Genomic DNA, 20,545 nt, shown 5'->3' with positions numbered 1-20,545 from the left:
TGTTAAGTGAGAAAATTAAAAAAATGCTATAAATTCTTAGGCTTTTTCCTGAATTGGACCTAGACCGATTAGATCACCTTTTTCAATAAAACTAATTGAAGCACCACCACCAGTTGAAACATGACTAAAAGCATCGCCTAATTTTTCAGCTTCAATTGCGGCAACTGAATCACCACCACCAATTACGCTGTAGCAATTTTCAAGTTTTGAAATTACTTTTGCAATTTCACGAGTTCCGGTGGCAAAATTAGAAAACTCAGCAACACCAAGAGTCCCATTTCACAAAATAGTTTTTGCATCTTTTAAATGTGATTCAAATAATTTAATAGTCATTGGACCAATATCTAAACCTTCAAGGTGATCTGGAATTTCAAGTGGATTTTTTTCGTTATAAACTGGGGCTACATCTTCAAATTTTTCAGACAAAGCAGCATCAAGCGGTAAAATTAATTTATCATTGTACTTTTTAATCAAACTTAGTGCTAATTCAATTTTGTCTTCTTCAACAATTGATTTTCCAATTTTGTATCCAAGGGCTTTTTTGAATGTATAACCCATTCCTCCACCAATTAAAACTTTGTCAGCTTTTTCAAGTAGAGTTGAAATTATCCCGATTTTGTCAGAAATTTTTGCCCCACCAATAATTGCATAAAAAGGCTTTTGTGGTTCAAAAACAATTTTTGACAGCGCATCAAGTTCTTCTTTTACAAGATAACCAATTGCTGACTCTTTGATGTGAGTTGCAATTCCGACATTGGATGCATGAGCACGGTGAAGTGTTCCGAAGGCGTCATTTATAAAAACATCACCTAATGAAGCTCAGTATTTTCCAAGTTCTGGATTATTTTTTGATTCAGCTTTGTTTTCAAGATCTTGGAATCTTGTGTTTTCAAGCACTAAAATTTGTCCGTTTTCAAGTTGATCAATTGCTTCTTCAACTTCTTTGCCACGGTTTTGCCCAACAAATTTCACCTCTTTTTGTGAAATTTTAGCTAATTCTTCGGCAACAATTCGTAGTGACTTTTTTTTCAAATCTTCAGGGGTTTTAACCCTACCAAGGTGTGATAAAATTATAAGTTTACCACCTTCAGTAACAATTTTCTCAATGGTTTTTAAACTCGCGGTAATTCTTTTTGTTGAAGTAATTTTCCCTTCAAGAATTGGAACATTAAAATCAACACGTAAAAGAACTTTTTTATTAAAAAATTTAATTTCATCAATAAATTTTTTAGTTTTATAGGTTGGTATCATTCTTTATTATTTTCCTTTAAAAAAAATTAATGTTACGCTTAGAATTATAAACTAATAAATTAATATATCTAAAAAAACTGTAAATAAATTTTGTCTTATGAATTTATAGCTTATTGTCTTATAACGGTTTTATTTAATATCCCCGCAAAAAAAAAAAAAAAAAAATGCTTGGTTTAAGAAAAAATTCTGTTATAATTAGAAACACTTAAGAATAAATTAATAAATTTTGATATTGAATTAAAGGGGGATTAATTATGTTTTTTGTCTAAAAAATCAGAAAATGCGAATTATCCATTATGTTTTTAAATATGATGGAATGTCTTAAATTTGACCGTTTAGAAATCTTCAAATTTAGGGCTTTTAGTTATTGTTCTTTCAAAACTTCATATGTTTTTTTAGATTGGCTGCAAATAAAAACGAGTTTTCTATTTACATTGAGCTTAAATAGTAGTTGTATTTTTTTCTTTCATGAGTCTTAGATTTAAAATTCAGTGTTTTTGCTTTGATAGTTATTTTTCCTGAGTTTGCCAAAAAAGTTAAAAAAGATCCAAAACCGCACGCACTTATTTAAGATTATCTCATTAAACTGGGAAACTCGGGATAAACTAATAAATTAATATATCTAAAAAAACTGAAAATAAATTTTGTGCTATGAATTTATAGCTTTTTTGTCTTATAAGCCCTTTAATTTTTATTTTTGCAATTTTTTTTGTTAAATGAAAAAAAATGCAAAAAATAATATATAAAAAATTAAAATATGCTTTAAAATTATAGTATAATTTTCAAAAAAGGCAAAAAATCAAAACTAAAATGTAAAAACAGAAAAATTTGTGAAAATAACATTAAAATTTATTAGTTTTATGTTAAAATTGAAATAGATTTTGCGTTTGTTCAAAAGCAAAATTTATTTTTTATTAGTATAATTACAAATTTTACTCTATAATTTACATTACTTTAAATATAAAGATCAAAAAGAAGTCGCTAGAAAAATGAACAAAACCAAAACGTTAAGATTTTATCTCACAGAGATTTGTGACGAGTTTCACAATGAAAAAGACTGTTATTATAGGCTAAAATTCGCAAAGGAAACCGTTGGTCTTTTTAACTCTCTAGTTGATGTTTTTCTAAAAATTGAAAGTCTTAAAACACCAGTTCGACTTTGAGTTTTGCGTAATAAGAAATTTGGATCTGTAATTTCCTTTCCTTTAGCGATTAATTTTAGGTCACTTAGTCAAGAAAAAAAAGAACAATTTATAGCTAAAATTTTGGCTGATGACCCGAATTTCAATCTAAATGAATCAACTCAGCCAAATCAAAAAACTAGTCAACCTAAAAATTTAACTTTGGAGCAATCACAAGATTTTGATTTACAAAGTTTAAAATCTAAAATAAGCAAAGTAAAACCAAAAACCGAAATTTTAATTACTGAAAATGAGAAAACTATTGAAGAAATTCTTTATGCATTAAAGCAAAATAACACCGATCATCCAATTGAGTGTCCAGTTTGTGATGATGAAAATCATCTTGAAGAGCTTAATAGTGAATGTCCTTGTCATTTAGTTGAACTTGAAATTATTGAATCAGTAGATGATTTAGACCAAAAAGATGACAAAAATTCTTCTTTAGTTAATTTAGAAAACTCAGAAATTTCAGAACAAAAGACTCCCGAATCTAATTTAGAAGAAGATTCTGAAATTTTAGAAGAATTTGACCAAGACGAAGACCAAAAAGATGACCTTAATTCATCATCAGACGAAGATGAGCAAGATTTAGCTAAAATTTCGCCAAATTTAGTTTTTAATCAAGATATTTCTGATGAATTTGACAATGAATTGCTTGAAAAAGTTGACTCAGTAAGTCAAGCATTAGTTGAAAAAGTCAGTGACCATGAATTTGAAGATGAACTTTTAGAAAAAGATAAATACTCTGATCATGATCAGTCCGAAAATCAAATTTATTCGTCAAAAATAGCTGAAAATTTTGCTCAAGAAGAAAATCACCAAATTCATTCAGAATATTGCGATTTTTCTCCTGAAAATTCAGACTCATCTTATTCTTGTCAGACTTGTGGGCATAATAAAAGTTGTTCTTGATGTCAAAGATATCGTACTTATTTAATTGAAGCCAAAAATTGTCCAGCTTGCCTTGATAGATTTAAGCAAAAAAATTTTGACTATCTTGAAAAAATTTCCCAACTAAGACTTCCTGCCCAAAAAATTGTTAACTTTTCCAAAAAAGAGCCAAAAATTTGCAAAACTTGTGTTCATAATGCCCTTTGTTCTTGGTGTCAAAGATATCGTACTTATTTAAATGAGGCGCAAAATTGCCCTAAATGTAAGGCACTTTTTGAAGTTAAAAATATTAGTATTAGCCAAAAAATTCGTGAACTTTCACATCCTAGCTATCCCTCTTATTTATTAAAAAACTCTTATTTTAGTAACTGTGTTGCTTGCAACCATAATGCAACTTGCCCTTGGTGTCAAAAATATCGCACCTATTTACTTGAGGCAAAAAATTGTCCAGCCTGCCTTGATAAATTTAAGCAACAAAATTTTGACATTGACGCTAAACTAAATTTACTTCGTGATAATTCATATTTTAGTCATTTAGCTTCATTAAAATCAACTGTAAATTGTAAAGCCTGCAACCATAATGCAACTTGTCCTTGGTGTCAAAAATATCGTACCTATTTACTTGAGGCCAAAAATTGTCCAGCCTGCCTTGCTAAATTTAAGGAACAAAATTTTGACCTTGATGCTAAACTAAATTTACTCCGAAGCAATTCATATTATAATGATTTAGCAAATAATATTAAATGTAAAGCTTGTTTCCATAATGCATCTTGTCAGTGATGTCAAAAATATGCAACTTATTTACTTGAGGCCAAAAATTGTCCAGCCTGCCTTGCTAAATTTAAGCAGCAAAACTTTGACCTTGAGAAAAAATTAAAAGAACTAAGAACAAATGATCTCCAAAAATTAACTTCTCTAATTTGACAGCAAACTTATAATTCACCTTGTCCGGCTTGCAATCATAATTTCTTCTGTCCAAAGTGCCGCAAACTCGCTGCTTATTATCGTGAAGCCCGAAAATGTCAAGCATGCCAGGTAATTCTTAAAAAGAAAAATATTGACATTGAACAAAAAATTGCTGAACTTTCATTTTATCCTTATTATGAATCTCGAGCACTTTTAAGATATAATTTATTTGAGTCAGATGCACTTTTTAACCAAAATTGCGCCTCTTGTTTACATGTTTATTCTTGCCGTTTTTGTCAAAAGTATCGCACTTTCTTACTTGAGGCCAAAAATTGTCCAGCATGTAAATACCTTTTTGCCAAAAAAGGCATTTCAATTGACTATTTATTAAAAGTAATTAATTTTTGAAACCACCCTGATAGTTTCAATCACGTCGATCCACTTTCAGTTTTAAAACACGGACGCCCAATTGTTCATGAAAAAATTGTTGAAATAGTTGATATTCCTAAAATTGAAATAGTCGAACCTCCCCGGATTGAAATAGTTGAGATTCCGCAAATAGTTGAACCTCCTAAAATAGTTGAGCCAGTTCTTGATTATTCTTGAGTCAAAATTCACCCTTATTATCCACAAATTGGGACTTTAGAACTAAATAAATTTCCAGCAATTATCCCATTATTCCAGGGAATTGTCTATCAAGCTTTCCTAGATCTGAGCCGTAGTGATCACAGTTCAATCGTTGATGATGAATTATTCAACACAAAACGTGGTTTTGGTGGCTATAATGTCCAATCATCTGGCGGACTTTCAGTTGGACTTGGGGATCTAAGCGTTGATGAGGCTACCCGCGTAATTGCCGCTTCAACTTCAAGCGTGGATGAAGATGAAGAAATTATTATCGTTGCAACCGAAAAATCAACAATTTGAGGCCTTCCTTCTTATGTTTTATGATTTATCGTTTTTGCCTTGATTGCTGTAATTCTTGTTGTTGTCATTATGTTTATTTTATACGGCGCTGGTATTATTTAAAAAATTTATTTTGTATTCCAACTTTTTATATAAACTCCTTTTTCTTAAAAATTTTAGGAAAAAGGAGTTTATATTTTTTTAAAAAGTGAAAAGCTAAAAAAAAATAATTAAAAATAATTGTTCATGAGTTTGGCGGATTGATGGCGAAAATTCAATTTTTAGTGAGTATAAATATGCAAAAATACCGCAAAATCCGGGTTTTTTGACCTAAAGTTTTAATTTTTATTATTGTAAAATTAACCTTTTGCAAAAAAAAAAAAAAATGCTTGGTTCAAGAAAAAATTATGTTATAATAAATCTCACTTAAGAACGAATTAATAAATGAATATTAGAATTAAGGAGGAATTAGTTATGTTTTTGCCATAAAAAAATTAGAAAATGCGAATTATCCATTATATTTTTAAATATGATGGTATGCCTTAAATTTGACCGTTTAGAAATCTATAAATTTATGGCTTTTGATTATTGTTCTTTCAAAACTTCATATGTTTTTTTAGGCTCGCTGCAAATAAAAACGAGTTTTCTATTTGCATTGAGTTTAAATAGTAGTTTTATTTTTTATGGTTTTTGTCAGTATTTTAAACTAAAAAAGCAGTTTAAAAATTTCATAATTTTGCTTTTTAAGTCAAAATTTTAACTTTTTTAGTTTGCTTTATTTGGATTACCAAGTAGATTTTTCTTTCGTGAGTCTTAAAAAGTCACCAAAACCAGACAATTTTTTAGATTATCTGATCAAGCTGGGAAACTCGGAGTAAAAAGCTGTAAAAAATAATTAAAATTAATTGTTTGTCAAAAACAAAAAATTAATATATAATATTTTAAATAAAGTAAAAAAGGGGCTATTATGGATTTAGATATTGTTGTTTTGATAATTTCAGCATTAACCCTAGTTTTAGGTCTTTTTTTTGCAGTCTTTTTTGTTTACAATCATATAAAAACACTGCATAAAAACAAGGTTAGTCGTAGTTTTGTTGATTTAGGCATATCTACACAAAGAAAAATAGTTTATGAACTTTATTTTGCAGTTAAATATTTATCCAAAAATAAAGTTGGTGCAATTATCACTTTGCAACGTAACATTCTTCTTGATAGTCTCCGTACTGACGGGGTAAAAATTGATTCTTTAATAAATTCCTCGCTTTTAATCGCTATTTTCCAAAAAAGTTCGCCATTGCATGATGGGGCAGTTATTATTGTTGATGACCGAATTTTGTATGCCTCAACATATTTTTCGGTTTCTGAATCAACGCTTGAAGACCGATATGGCGCCCGACACCGGGCTGCTTTAGGTATTTCTGAGGTTTCTGATTCAATAACAGTTGTTGTTTCAGAACAAAGTGGTGAGGTTGTGATTGTTCGTGATGCAAATTTTTTTAAGGTTACAAATCTTGAAACTTTTACTGAAGTTTTAACAAAAGAACTAAATTCAAGTCAAACAAATACTGCTAAAAAATAACATTTAATGCAAAATTTTGAACCAAAAAGTTCTTTGTTAATTGATTTAGTAAACAATAAAAAAATTAATCAAGTCCGTGAATACACAAACCAAAAACCACTTTCAGAAGTAGCTGAAGAAGTATCTAGATTTAGTCAATTTCAGCGTCTTTTATTTTTTAGAATGTTAGACACCGTTACAGCCGGCGAAATTTTTACCTTTTTTTCACCTGAAATTCAATCAGAATTAGTCATCAGTTTGCCAAATGAGATGATGGACCAACTTCTTGATGAACTTTATGCTGATGAAATTGTTGAGCTTTTAGATGAAGTTCCTGACAATGTTGCCAAACGAATTTTGCGCAATATTGATCCAGATACAAGAAAAAGAGTTAACCAACTTTTACAATATAATTCAAACCAAATCGGCTCTTTCATGTCGGTTGATATTGTTTATCTTTCAAACGAATTAACTTGTGCCCAAGCGCTTGAAAAAATCCGTAAATATAAAGATATTTCTGAACTTGTGCATTATTATTATGTTGTTGATTCGCAAAAAAAAATGATTGGCGCTGCCACACTTGAAGATATAGTTTTTTCTGATCCTAATTTAAATATTGAAAAAATAGTTTTTCAAGTTCCTTTTTTAGTAACAACTGACAAAAAAGAGGACGCCGCTGAAGTTTTTGCTAAAAATGATTTTTCGGTTTTACCGGTTGTAAATACCGCCCAAAGATTAATCGGGATGGTTACAAGTGATGATATTATTGATATTGTTAAACAAGAAGCAACAAGCGATATTTATAAATTAGCCGGAATTTTACCACAAGAAGTTGAAGATTCCTATCTTAAAACCACAATAATCCAAATTGTTAAATCACGTGTTTTTTGACTAATAATTTTAATGTTTGGCTCAACTCTGTCACAATTTATTATTCAAAAATTCACTGATGCAATTAGCGAAAATGATTCAATTAAATCAATCGGACTTTCATCTTTTATTACCACAATTGTCTCAATGATTCCGGTAATTTCTGGATCAGCCGGTAATGCTGGTTCTCAATCAGCAACAACAATTGTCCGCTCGATTTCACTAAAAGAAATTAATCGTTCTAACTTTTTTTCAAAAGTCCTTTTAAAAGAAATTGGCGTTGGAGCTATTGTTGGCACAGTTTTGATGGTTCTGAATTTTATACGGTTAGTAATTTATTTTACTCTCTCAGGCGAAATTAAAAACTCGCAAATTCCCGAAAATTCAATCTCAAATTTAACGATTCGCGATTATGTTTTAATTATTTCTTTTGCCTCATCATTTTCACTTTTAACTGTAATAATTTTTTCTAAAATTCTTGGTGCAATAATTCCAATGATTGCAAAAGCAACAAAAAGAGATCCTGCTGTTATGTCAGCACCAATTTTAGCAACTGTAACAGATTCAATTTCTACTTTAATATTTTTTGGAGTAACAATTATTATTTTTCTATTATTGTAGTATAATGTTCATTTTTTAGGCAGGAGATATGACATATATAACAATAATTGGTTGAATTGCAGCATCTTTAACTTCGATAATCGGTTTACCTTTAGTAATAAATACTTTCTTAGCAAAAAAACCACCAAAAGTTTCATTACTAAGTTGATGAATTTACTATTTAGGAATTTTTGGATTTGCACTTTTAGGTTTTGCAATCCGTGATTTACAACTTTTTATTCCACAAGTATTTAGTGGACTTTTAACTTTCATTTTTTTAACTCAGGTTTATACTTTTAAAGCAAAAACAACAAGAAAACAATTAATAAATTTCACTTTTTTGTCATGGGCATTATTAGTTTTTCTACTGATTTTACTACTTGGAATTTTCTTTTGGGCCAAAATTTCTTTAGGCAATCTTGCTTCTTATGCTCTTTATCTTGGAATTTTTGCCGGATTTTGCGTAAATATTGCCTTTTTACCACAAACTTTGTTAGGTATTAAAAACAAAACAACTAAATTTATTCCACTTACTTTTTTGCTAAATTTATTTCTTTTAAACTTTGCTTGATTAATCTACTTTTTCTTGCTACTTGTTATTGAAAAAAATGACGCTTATCTTTCGTCATTCATTTTTCAAATTATCGGTTTCTTGGTTTCAGCAGTCCAACTTGTTGTTTATTTTTATCAAATCAAACAACAGAAAAAACCATTTAAAATTAATTGAATTTAAACTTTTTAATTATTTTAATTACAAAAAAATTGACAAAAATTTGACTAAAAGACTTTTTTAGTCAAATTTTTTTAATCAAATTTTGTTCGATATAAAAAGTCTTTAATTGCATAAACTAACCCTTGTTGATCACAAGCGCTTGTATTGAGTTTTGCTGTTTTTTTAACAATTTCATATCCATTTGCCATTGCATAAGAAAAATTAGTTTTTTCAAGCATTGAAATATCATTAGGACTATCACCAATTGTCATTGTTTTTTGGACGTCAATTCCGAAACTTTTTGCCACAAATTCAACAGCACTTCCTTTATTTGTCCCTTTTTTACCAATTTCAATACTTATATTATTAATTAAAACGCCTTCAAGATCGCCATCTTCTTCTAATAATTTATAAGCCTTTTCTAAAGTTTGGCTTGGGCCAATTAATTCTAATTTTATTACATCTTTTTGTGGGCTATCAGTAAAAAATACCTCATTTTCAGGATCCAAAAGCGGGTAATTAAAATAGGAATAATTTTGCTCTTTAAAATTAAAGCTAAAATATTTTTGGCTTGTTCAAAAATTTAGTTGCATATCTAAATCTCTGGCAATTTTAAAAACAAACTCTTGTGATTTTTGTGAAATTGGTCCGTGAATTAAAGTATGTTTGTCCTCTTTTAAATCACTAAACAAAGCACCATTAGATGTCAAAACATAACGAATGTCCAAGAGTTTTGCTGTTTGTAAAATTCTTGAGCCCAAAGGATTACCTGTATTTAAAATTAAGGTAAAGTTATCTTTATTATTTTTTAGAAAATCAATTGTTTCCTTATCAACGGAAAAATCACCGCAATAAAGAGTTCCGTCAATATCACTAAATATTAATTTTTTAACCATTTCTAAAATTATAAAGTAAAACACTAAAAACAAAAATTATTTTAAATTAGATATTTTTTTAGGCAATTTTTTTGGAATTTTGTCAACAAAAAAAAAAAAAAAAAGGTTATAATGTTAGCATTTCAACACGAAAAAGGAGGTCAAAATGAATGCGGTTAGTGCTGAGGCTTATGGCTTAAATGCAAAACCAGCTAAAAAAGACAAGAAGAATTTAGTGCGTATTTTTCTTCGCGTCCTTTTTATTCTATTTTTACTTGGGCTAAGCACGGCAATTTTCTTTGACGCCCGTCGATCATTCCTGAACATAGTAGATATTGACCAAAACGCCCCGATTTCAAGGGTTTCAAGTATTTCGCTAATTTTTAATCCTATTGATGATGAAATTCGCGAATTTATTGCTCCAAGAGTTGCAAGATCGGTTTTTTTGTTATTTTTTAGTATTATCTTTTTATTTAAAGGCTTAAAATTTTTCGGCCTGAAAAATAAGATGCATAAATACATAATTTTATCAGTATATTTTTTCCTTTCATTAGTCAATCTCGTTGTTTATTTTGCTTGACTAACGACAGAATGGAGCCATATTCTTGGCATTTCTGCCCAAATTTTTATTTATATTTTACTTGATTATTCCCTTTGACTTTGACTTGGAAGAACAGATGACAAAATTAACTATGATTATAAAAAGCTTTTTACTTTTAAGCATATAAGTTTGGCGTCAGCAATTGTTACATCAGGTACTTTATTTGGAATTTTTGCTTCAATGGTGTTTTCGACCCCTGAAAACTCATCAGTTTCGACCGTTACTTATGACAATCCAGTTGCAAATTGAATTTATACTTTCATCACAGAAGTAGCAAAACTAACTAATTCGTTAATTTTAATTGCAATTTTAATGGGAGTTTTAGTATTAACTTTATTATATTATAGTCCGCAAATTTATTTTTACCGTCAAAGTTTTATTCGACTTAAAAAATATACGCCAGCGCTTTCTGTTTTAATTTTTATTGCTATTGGAATTTTTATCTATAGTGTTTATATAACTGTTTATTCGATAAGTAATTTTGTTCAGTTTCTTCCTTTTGGAAATAATATTGTGCCCAATTATTTGCCTACAATAATTGGTATTTCGATTCATGTTGTTTTATTAATTCTTTATTTTGTTTTAAATCTTACCCGACTAAAAAATAAAATTAAAGATTATCAATTAAACACTCTCCCATTCATTTTTATTCTGCTATCTTTTATTGTAAGTTTTGTTGTCTCATATTTAAGTTATTCAGTTCATGAGACAATTTGGATAAACTCAACTCAGTTAGTATTTTTCCTTACCATTTATTTTGCTCTTGTTAGAATTAAACCCGAATTTCCACTTTGGATGAAATTAATGGTAAGTTTTTTTATTATTTTATACACAATTTTTAATTTCATTTATTTATTAAATATTGATATTTATACATCAACCGTTTCGCAAGTTAAGCCAGAAGACTACCAAAAAGATTTAGTGTCAGTTTTTTATATTGACTATAGTTTCTATTTTCTTGGGATTTTAACTCTTTTACTAGCAATTTTTGTTTTAACAAATTTATTTATTGCAATTGGTAAAAATACTTTAATTCTAACAACAAAAAACAAATCATCTCAAGATCAAAATCAAAAAGTTGAAAATGAAAAAATAGAATCATCTTAGATCTAAGACTCCAAATCTAAAAGTTAAAAAATAAGGAACAAATCATGAAAATTTTAGGAAAGAAAAAGCAAGCAAATCCAACCCAAATTGATACAAAAACAGAATTTCGCGACTATTATGATTTAATTAATCATCCCAATTTTATTAGTTTTGATGCACTAATGAATTTAACTCTGCTTGTATCTTCGCAAAAAGCAAAATCCTCAATGAAGGAAAAATACCAAAAAAAAGTTGTTGACTCTTATAAGTCAACCACAGAATTAGTATTTAAAAATTTCGTTATTTCTTGACAGCGCTCAAGCCGTTTTGGTTCAAAAGGGCTTGTTCCGATAATTGCTCAGGTTGAGTCTTCAAATGTTAGAGCAAGTAATTTTTATTCAGATAGTTCTGATTCAAGATTTTCAGCACTTCTTGGGAATCTAAATACGCTTGCTTGAGATTTTATTGCTAACAAAAGCCGTTTTGTTGAAGTTGTCGAAGGATGCATTGTTTTTTTAGATCCGCAAACAAAAACGCTTAAAGTTATTTTCAGCGAAGTTTCTTTGGCATCAAGTTTAGAAGATCAAAAGGAACCAAATAAAAAAGGATAAATACTTTAATTTGGGAGTTTTAGATTATGAACATAAATGAAAAAAAGGAAAAAAGAGATAATTTTATCAAAATTTATGATTTAGTTTCCTTAAATCGTAATATTTCTCTAATCCAAATCAACCTTCTTTTAAGAACTATAAGAAATGTTTATGAATTTTTCTTGATTGGCCAGTTTTTACTTGCCCAATTTAGTCCACAAAGATCATTTAGCGCAAAATTGTCACTACTAACAAAAAAAGCTTTTGCCCGTCAAAATATTAATCTTTGAATTTATCCTTCATCAAATGAAAAATATACGCAAAACTTTTTTGATCAAATTGAAGCTAAAATTTTAGAAAACTATACTGAAAAAGATTTTATTGTTCCTCTTGGTGTTCGGGCAATTAATTTTGCAAAGAAAAACAATATGAAAATCATAACTAGTTTTGAAAATTTAGACAATTCCTTTGAAAATTCAGTAAAAATTGGTCAAGTTATTGAATATGGGCTCAAAACTCGTCAGTTTTCATCAGTAAAAATGGCCGTTTATTCAAATAAAATCCCTAATTTTATTGCAACAATTTTCCCTTTGAACCAATTTGAATTTAAAATGGAAACAACGCAAGAAACAATTGACAAATTCAAAGCTAACCTTGATAAAGTCCGTTTTTTCCCTAATTTTGAAGAATTTTACCAAACCCAGATTCAAACATATTTTGCAACATCAGTGCAGGTTTTGCTACTTGAGTCGCAATTTATCGTCTATAAAAATAAACTTATTCACGAAAATACCCTTTTAAAAGAAATCGAGGAGAAAATTTTACGTCTTAAGACAACAATTTTAAAAATTGAACGTGAGCTAGAAATTGAGGAGCTAAACTTGATTAAGAGCAAACCGAAAGGAATTTTTTAAATGGAATCACAACTTTGAAATTTCCGAATTTTGACCCCTGAAAATAAAACTATAAATTTTAAAGATTGCAAAATATATATTAACATCGAACAGGAAAAATATTTTGCACCACTTGAACCATTTATTGTCTCAAATCTTGATTTTTCGCTCATAAAAATCGAAATTTCTTTCGGGGTTTTTTATTTTTTTGCCCACAAATCATTACTTTTTTCCTTAGAAAACAGCGCTTCTATTCGACTTTATGATGATTTGATTTTTTATAAAACTGATAAAAAAGAATATTATATTCAGAAAAAATCAAATCAAAAAAGCAAAAACACACTTTTGCACAAATTGCAAATGCAAGCAAATTTAGAGCTTAGCTCAAATTTAGAATTGTATAATAATTATATGCTTGCCAAACAAGAAAATGAACAAAACCGTTTGATGCAACTGTTTTTTTTAGTTCAAACCGAGGTGAATCATGTCTAAAAAATTAAAAAATAAACTAGTTTTTGCGCCTATTTTATCAGTCTTTTCAATTTCATCTTTATTTTTCCTTTCATCAGCTTCAACTTTTAGTCCTGCTGTTGTTGAATTTCAACAAACTGCCCCAGATCCTGCAAATCCACCAGCAAATCCTGGACAAAATTCTGGCGGACAATCCTCAGCAGGCACAAGTGAAAAAAAGGCTGAGCCAATTACTGAAGAAGATCTAAGGCAAAACAAAGCATACTGAGAAGCCCAAAAAGAATCATTAATTGACCAATTTATTGATAAAGTTGATGAAGATATTAAAATTAAACTTGCTGATATTGCTTCAAAAACTCGTGATAATCTTGAAGAAAAACTACAGCAAAGTTTTTTCTGAATTCAACTTCGTGATTATTTTAAGCGAAACCGTGAAGGTCTAAAAAAGAATCCAAGTCAATTTGGTCTTAATATTATTAGCCCTTTTGCTTTTGCCAATAATCTAAAACTAAAACGTGGTGATGTTAGTTTTGACAAAGAAAACTACCAAGGTCTTGAATGAGGAACTAACAACGATGATAATTATGAAAAAATAAATAATGTTAAAACGTCAAAAGTAACAGAAGTTCCAAACACGCTCAAAGGTAAAGATTTTGAAAACCGAATTAAGACTTATTTTCAAGGACTTACATCCCAATATAAACAATATCTTTTTAAAGAAGAAGAGTTTCCTGTTTATAAAAAGAATTTTAACCTTGACAAATTTGCCGACAAATCTGATACTGAAGAAAACCTTTTGTTAGCAAGTAAACCAATTGGCAAAGAAGGAATAACTTCTTGAAATGACTGAATTAAAAACTACTTTGAAAAACAGTCACTTTTACTTGATTTTACTTTAAATCAACTGCCAAATCCAAGTTCATCTCAATCAGCCCAAGAACAAATTAATTTTGCAATTAAAAAAATTACTAACCAAAATCCGCCTGATGTGGCCGAAAAACCTGAATTTGAAGTGCGAATTGCTCCCGATTTGCCGCCAATTATTGCTCCTCAGTATGCAGGTAGGCCGCTTAATGAAGTAGTTCAACTTTATAATAATCCAGCAACATCACAAGAAGAAAAAAATAACATTTTTTTCTTCTTAAATCCGTTAAATTCACGTTTTAAATACTTTATTGAATCAGTTTCGCTTGATGGGAACAAAATTAACGCAAAAGTAAAAATTGTTGACTTTGTTAATCAAGTTCGTGATCCGGCTGACAAGTCAAAAGCCGAAAAAGTCTATGATACTCCCCATTACACTGATTTTCCTGAAGGGGCAACTCCGGCACAAATACAAGCAATAACAACAAATTTATACAATTCAAATTTAGGTGTAACTGCTGTAATTGACCAGTTTTTTTCAACATTGAATATTCAAGACCAGTTTAGTTTTGACCAAATTCGCTATTATTCTCCAGGTTCACAGACAACAATTTATAATTTCTTTTATCTATTAACTAAAGTTTTTTATAACCAAGATTTTCTTGATGCTCAGAAAAAATTGGCCCAAGATTATATAAATTCTTCTAATGCAACGGTTTTTTCGGCTTCACAATTTCAGTTTTTGTCATACTTAAAAAAATCAGAAATTGACAATAATAAAGCTTGGTCTCATTATTATTTAATTTATTTTTTAAATCTAATTGTTCTTCAAGATAAATTTTTCCAATATTTGGCAAAACCAAATGCAGTTGACAAAGCAGCTGCCGAGCAAAAAGAAAAACAATTTGACGAAAATCTCAAAAAATTAAACTTAACTCGCGAAGATATTAACCGTTATTTTGCTCAGGCACACGAAAAAGTTGCCCTTTTTCATAATGAGTCTAACAAAATAAGTTCTAATTTAGTTAATCAATTTGTGGCAATGACTAAACTTGGGCGCCAAATCAATCTTTTAAACCAAATATTAGGTCATGTTGCTTATTTTGACGAAAAACCTCAGGCAAATCAAGGATCTTCTTCAATAAATAACTCTCAACAAAACTCTGATCCAATTCAGAATTTTTCAGCACTTATTGAACAATTCAACAGCGAACAGCAAAGTCAATGATTAGCAAATAATCTTGCTTATTTAATAGTCGGGACACTTTCAGTAATTTTAGTCTCAATTGCTGTAATTTCAAGATTGCTAGTTTATAAAAAAAATCAATTAAAAAAAGTTGAAAATAATTCTGAAAATCAAGAACAAGGAGAAAAATAATGTCATTACGTGTCGCCTCAGTTTTAGACTATGTTATTTTAGTTAAAGGACAATACAACTGAAAAGAACAGCAATTTTTTCAAATTAAAAATAAACCCGAAATTAAAGCGGTAGTAATTCAAGCCTCATACATGCAAGCTTATTTACTTTTTAACAACCAAAAAGGTAAAGTTGAAATTAATGACGAACTAGTTGAATTACCTGATTTTGACCGTGTTGCCACTTCAATGGAATTTTTTGGGAAAATTATCGATCTTTCTGGTAATATAATTGAACCAAAATCAGTCAGACCACAAACTTTCTTAACTTATCGTCATTCAGCTTTTGCAACTGCCGCCGGTGTTTTACAACGTCAATTGCTTGATCGTCAAGTTTATACCGGAATTTTGTCAATCGATCTTTTTAACCCAATTGGATTTGGACAGCGTGAACTTATTGTTGGCGATCGTCAAACTGGAAAAACACATATTGGAATTAATACAATTATTAACCAGAAAAACTCGCCAACAACAAAATGTATTTATGTCTCAATTGGTCAAAAACGGCAAAATTTAGTCTCTTTATACCATGATCTCTTAAAAAATGGGGCAATGAATAACACAATCGTTCTTCATGCAGCTTCAACAAGTCCGTTTGACCAATATTTAGCCCCTTATTTTGCAATGGCGCATGCTGAAAATCTTAGTTATAATTACGATGTTGTTATTGTTTTTGATGATCTTTCTAAACATGCAAGTGTTTGGCGTGAGGTTGCCCTTTTAACTAATCAGCCAATTGGAAAAGAAGCTTTTCCGGCTGATATTTTCTTTGCCCACTCAAAACTTTTAGAGCGTTCCGGTCGTTTTATTGGGCGAAAATCAATTACAGCCTTGCCAATTCTTCAAACTGTCGACAATGATATTACCGCACTTGTTTCTTCAAATGTAATTTCAATTACTGACGGTCAAATTATTACTTCTTCAGCACTTTTTGCCGAAGGTAAAATTCCTGCAGTAAATATTGGGCTTAGTGTTTCGCGGACAGGTTCATCAGTTCAAGCAAAAAATATTCGTGCAATTTCAAAAGAAATTTCATCATTATACTATAACTACCAAAAGCAAATTAAATTGGCAAAATTAGACTATGACCTTAATAAAGAAACTTCAGATTTACTTTTTAAAGGATCACAAGTTGAGCAGTTTTTAGTTCAAAAAGGTTATTCTTATTATTCACCAACAAGTGTTTTAATGGGAATAAAAATAATTTCTTGAGGTCTTTTAAAAGATGTTGCTGATCCTACAAAAGTGGTGAATTTTGTTCAGGCCTTAATTGAAACTGATCCGTTTGCCAAACAAATTTTTGCCAAATACACAAATAATGAATTTATTGACGATCAGCTCGCTGGTTCATATTTTGCAACAGTAGTTAACCAATTTTTGGAAAAAACAACAAATACTCAACTCGAAGTTCCGCTTGCATTTCCAAAAATGGAGCAGTCATTACTTGATTCAATAATGCAAAAAGCCCAAAATATCGGAGGTAGATAAAAATGATTGGCTTTGTTTCCCAAATTTGAACTAATGTTGCTGAAATTAAATTTCAGACTGATCTTGATAAAATTCAACTTGAACAAGCTCTAACAATGCACCAAAATACGACAGTTTTGGTTATTAAAAAAATTTTAGATGCAAATACAGTTCGGGCAATTGTGATTGCTAAATCTCAGCCAATTGCCGTTGGTCACCAAGTTGTCAATACACTAACTTTTTTACAAGTTCCAGTTGGTTCTACTGCTAAAAATCAAGTTTTTAACATTTTAGCCCAATCACAAAATAATGCCCAATTTAAGCCAAAAACAATTCCAATTAATTCAACAGTTAATGTTACCAAAGAAAATTTTAATGTTCGTCACAAATTGCTTGAAACTGGAATTAAAGCGCTTGATTTTTTTGTACCTATTTTTGAAGGTTATAAAATTGGAATTTTTGGTGGTGCTGGAGTTGGTAAAACTGTTTTGATGAAGGAAATAATTTTTAACGTTTCAAAACAAAGACAAAAAGTTTCGTCAATTTTTGTTGGTTCGGGTGAGCGTTCCCGTGAAGGTCTTGAGTTATTCTTAGAACTTCAAGAGTCAAATTTAATGTCAAAATCAACAATGTTTGTTGCCCAAATGAACGAAACTCCTGGCGCACGTTCAATGATTGTGCCAATGGGAGTTACAGCTGCTGAATATGCTCGTGACTACGAAAAAGAAGATGTGCTTTTGTTTATTGACAACATTTACCGTTTTATCCAGGCTACTAATGAAGTCTCAAGTGCCCTTGAAAAAAATGTCTCAATCGGTGGTTACCATGCAACAATGGACTCTGATGTTTCTTTTATTGAAGATCGCCTTTATAAAAATGAAAATGGTTCAATTACTTCGTTCCAAACTGTTTTCTTGCCAATGGACGATCTTTCTGATCCAGCGGCTATTTCGCTCTTTACTCACCTTGATTCTTCATTTGTACTCTCACGTGATAAAATGTCAAGAAATATTTTCCCAGCTTTCGATCCTTTGGTTTCAACCTCAAACTCAGTTTCGGTAAACGTTATTGGTGAAAGACATTTTAATGCAATTATTGCCGCTAAGTCAATTATGAAAAAATACAAAGACTTAGAAGATGTTATTTTGATTCTTGGATTTGATGAACTTGATGCTGAAAGTAAAATAATTGTTCGTAAAGCGCTTCAACTTGAAAACTTTTTCACCCAGAATTTCTTTATGGCCGCTGCCTTTACTAAAGAACCTGGAGTTTATGTTCCACTTGAAAAAACAATTGACTCAGTAATTCGAATTATTGATGGTGAATTTTTAGATATTTCCCCATCAGAATTCGCCTTTATCGGCTCAGTTGATGATCTTGCTAAAAAGGAAGTCTAAAAACTTCAAATCACAAAGTAAAATTTCACCTTAAGTTTAGGGGAAATTTTTTTATTCCTAGTTTCCCAGTTTGATGAAATAATCTTTAAAAAGTGTCCTGGTTTAGTTTTGGGCACTTTTTTAACTTTTTTTGGCAAAAGTTAATTACCTATTTCAAATATTTGGTTCACTAGGAACACTATCGGATTTTTAAACATGATTTGTTGATTTGAAGTGTTAAATTCAACCCTTTGTCTTAATTTTTGCCATCAAACTGGCAAACCCAGGAAAATAACAATCAAAGCAAAAACACTGAATTCTAAATCTAACCATAATGAAAGAAAAAATACAACTACTATTTAAACTCAATGCAAATAGAAAACTCGTTTTTATTTGCAGCGAGCCTAAAAAAATATGTGAAGTTTTGAAAGAGCCATAATTAAAAGCCTTAAATTTATAGATTTCTAAACGGTTAAATTTAAGGCATTGTATCATATTTAAAAATATGACGGAAAAGTCGCATTTTCTGATTTTTTAGACAAAAAACATAATTAGTTCCCCCTTAATTCAATATCAAAATTTATTAATTCATTCTTAGTGACTTTATTATAACAGAAAATTTTTTTTAGATCAAGCATTTTTTTTTTTTTTTGCAAACGGTCAAATTTAAGTCATTGCACTATCTTTAAAACACAGTCCAAAATTTGCTTTTTCTGATTTTTTTAGCCAAAAAAACATAATTAATCCCCACTTAATTCAATATCCAAAAAATTTATTAATTCATTCTTAGCAAGATTAATTATAACTAAATTTTTTTATTTTAAAAATTGAAAATAAAAAAATAAGACTCGCACTTTTAAAGTAGCGAGTCTTACAAAACAATTTACAAATAATAAAACGAAAATAATAACTTTATTTTGTCGCGTCAATGAAAATTTTCATTGCTTTATTGTCAGATGCATTTAAGAAGGTATCATAAGCTTTCATGATATCAGAAAGGTTAAAGCGGTGGGTAATTAGTCCATCAACTGGTAGTTTTCCGGTTGAAACAGCGTTAATTAGCATTGGTAGTGTGTTTGTATTTACTAGTCCGGTTGTTACGGTGAGGTTTTTAATTCAGAGATTTTGGAGATTGAAGTCGACTTTTTTACCGTGAACACCAACTACAGAAATATTTCCGCCTGGTTTAACAATTTTTTGGCAAGTGTCTCATGACTGTGGAAGTCCAACAGCTTCAATTGCCACATCAACACCATCAGGACCAACAATTTCGTGTAATTTGTCTAATAATGTCTCATCAGGAACTAGTGTGTGAGTTGCTCCTAATTCTTTGGCTTTTTCTAAACGGTTTTTGTCAAAATCAATCACGATTAATTTAGCTGGTGAGTATAGTTGTGCAGTTAAGAGTGCTCCCATTCCCACTGGGCCAGCACCAATAATTGCTACTGATTTACCAGGTGAAACTTGACCATATTGAACACCAATTTCGTGTCCAGTTGGAAGCGCGTCTGATAACATAACAGCTACTTCGTCAGAAATTGTATCAGGATATTTATATAAACTATTATCGGCAAAAGGAACTCTTACATATTCGGCTTGGGTTCCGTTGATCATGTAACCGAATTTTCAACCACCTTCTGCTTCACGGCAGTGAGAATATAACTGTACACGGCAGTTGTCACACTTACCACATGGAGTTATGCAGCCAATTAAAACTTTGTCACCTACTTTAACATTAGAAACACTTGAACCTATTTCTTCAACAATACCAATACCTTCGTGACCTAAAATTCTACCTGAGGCAACTTCGGGATTTTTACCTTTAAAAATTCCTAAATCTGTACCGCAAATAGTTGTTTTGGTAACTCTAACAATTGCATCTGTTGGTTTTTGTATAACTGGTTTGTCAACATCTTCGAGGGCGATACTGTGATCACCACGATAAACTAATGCTTTCATTTTTATATAATGACCTCGTATATAATTATTTGCATAAATAATTATATAACTTTTTTTATAATAAATAAGTAT

Annotated in this window: 14 protein-coding genes; 11 read left to right on the top strand and 3 right to left on the bottom strand. The window is 30.0% G+C overall.

Annotated features, from left to right (window positions below; genetic code table 4):
- Positions 1-36 precede the first annotated feature (36 nt).
- Positions 37-1,251 (bottom strand): phosphoglycerate kinase, encoded by a 1,215-nt coding sequence (locus QJQ40_RS02260; RefSeq protein ID WP_282861020.1) that lies wholly within the window; start codon positions 1,249-1,251, stop codon positions 37-39.
- A gap of 989 nt (positions 1,252-2,240) precedes the next feature.
- Here QJQ40_RS02260 and QJQ40_RS02255 point away from each other — a divergent pair.
- From QJQ40_RS02255 to QJQ40_RS02240, 4 genes are all read left to right on the top strand, one after another.
- The gene (locus tag QJQ40_RS02255; RefSeq protein ID WP_282861018.1) at positions 2,241-5,258 is read left to right on the top strand and encodes an IMCp domain-containing protein; all 3,018 of its coding nucleotides are present in this window, start codon (positions 2,241-2,243) and stop codon (positions 5,256-5,258) included.
- Positions 5,259-6,102: 844 nt separating this feature from the next.
- Positions 6,103-6,714 (top strand): diadenylate cyclase, encoded by a 612-nt coding sequence (locus QJQ40_RS02250; RefSeq protein ID WP_044286159.1) that lies wholly within the window; start codon positions 6,103-6,105, stop codon positions 6,712-6,714.
- Between the two features lie 6 nt (positions 6,715-6,720).
- A complete protein-coding gene (gene mgtE, locus QJQ40_RS02245) occupies positions 6,721-8,184 on the top strand; it encodes a magnesium transporter (RefSeq protein WP_282861017.1) in 1,464 nt (487 codons plus the stop codon).
- A gap of 28 nt (positions 8,185-8,212) precedes the next feature.
- A complete protein-coding gene (locus QJQ40_RS02240) occupies positions 8,213-8,896 on the top strand; it encodes a hypothetical protein (RefSeq protein WP_282861016.1) in 684 nt (227 codons plus the stop codon).
- 71 nt (positions 8,897-8,967) lie between these two features.
- Here QJQ40_RS02240 and QJQ40_RS02235 read toward each other — a convergent pair whose 3' ends face one another.
- Positions 8,968-9,771, bottom strand: coding sequence for a Cof-type HAD-IIB family hydrolase (locus QJQ40_RS02235; RefSeq protein ID WP_282861015.1), 804 nt, complete (start codon positions 9,769-9,771; stop codon positions 8,968-8,970).
- Between the two features lie 145 nt (positions 9,772-9,916).
- Here QJQ40_RS02235 and QJQ40_RS02230 point away from each other — a divergent pair, with 145 nt between their 5' ends.
- The 7 genes from QJQ40_RS02230 to QJQ40_RS02200 are packed head-to-tail and all read left to right on the top strand — an operon-like array spanning position 9,917 to position 18,535.
- Positions 9,917-11,458: an MSC_0624 family F1-like ATPase-associated membrane protein gene (locus tag QJQ40_RS02230; protein WP_282861014.1), complete on the top strand. Its 1,542-nt coding sequence runs from the start codon at positions 9,917-9,919 to the stop codon at positions 11,456-11,458.
- A gap of 44 nt (positions 11,459-11,502) precedes the next feature.
- Positions 11,503-12,048, top strand: a complete 546-nt coding sequence (locus tag QJQ40_RS02225; protein ID WP_282861013.1) for a DUF2714 domain-containing protein — start codon at positions 11,503-11,505, stop codon at positions 12,046-12,048.
- 26 nt (positions 12,049-12,074) lie between these two features.
- A complete protein-coding gene (locus QJQ40_RS02220) occupies positions 12,075-12,941 on the top strand; it encodes an MSC_0622 family F1-like ATPase gamma subunit (protein WP_196242493.1) in 867 nt (288 codons plus the stop codon).
- Positions 12,942-13,412, top strand: coding sequence for an MSC_0621 family F1-like ATPase epsilon subunit (locus tag QJQ40_RS02215; protein ID WP_282861012.1), 471 nt, complete (start codon positions 12,942-12,944; stop codon positions 13,410-13,412). It abuts the gene before it with no gap.
- Positions 13,405-15,633 (top strand): MSC_0620 family F1-like ATPase-associated subunit, encoded by a 2,229-nt coding sequence (locus QJQ40_RS02210; protein ID WP_282861011.1) that lies wholly within the window; start codon positions 13,405-13,407, stop codon positions 15,631-15,633. Before QJQ40_RS02215 ends, QJQ40_RS02210 begins: the two co-directional genes overlap by 8 nt.
- On the top strand, positions 15,633-17,159 hold the full coding sequence (locus tag QJQ40_RS02205) for an MSC_0619 family F1-like ATPase alpha subunit (RefSeq protein ID WP_044283904.1): 1,527 nt from the start codon (positions 15,633-15,635) through the stop codon (positions 17,157-17,159). Before QJQ40_RS02210 ends, QJQ40_RS02205 begins: the two co-directional genes overlap by 1 nt.
- A 2-nt stretch (positions 17,160-17,161) precedes the next feature.
- The gene (locus QJQ40_RS02200) at positions 17,162-18,535 is read left to right on the top strand and encodes an MSC_0618 family F1-like ATPase beta subunit (RefSeq protein ID WP_282861010.1); all 1,374 of its coding nucleotides are present in this window, start codon (positions 17,162-17,164) and stop codon (positions 18,533-18,535) included.
- Between the two features lie 891 nt (positions 18,536-19,426).
- Here QJQ40_RS02200 and QJQ40_RS02195 read toward each other — a convergent pair.
- Positions 19,427-20,473, bottom strand: a complete 1,047-nt coding sequence (locus QJQ40_RS02195; protein WP_044286150.1) for a zinc-dependent alcohol dehydrogenase family protein — start codon at positions 20,471-20,473, stop codon at positions 19,427-19,429.
- Positions 20,474-20,545 lie beyond the last annotated feature (72 nt).

This window comes from Mesomycoplasma ovipneumoniae (assembly GCF_030012565.1).
GTDB classification, from domain to species: Bacteria; Bacillota_I; Bacilli_A; order Mycoplasmatales; family Metamycoplasmataceae; genus Mesomycoplasma; species Mesomycoplasma ovipneumoniae_D.
The sequence above is the reverse complement of the archived record's forward strand: the minus strand, read 5'-3'. Positions and strand labels throughout refer to the sequence as shown.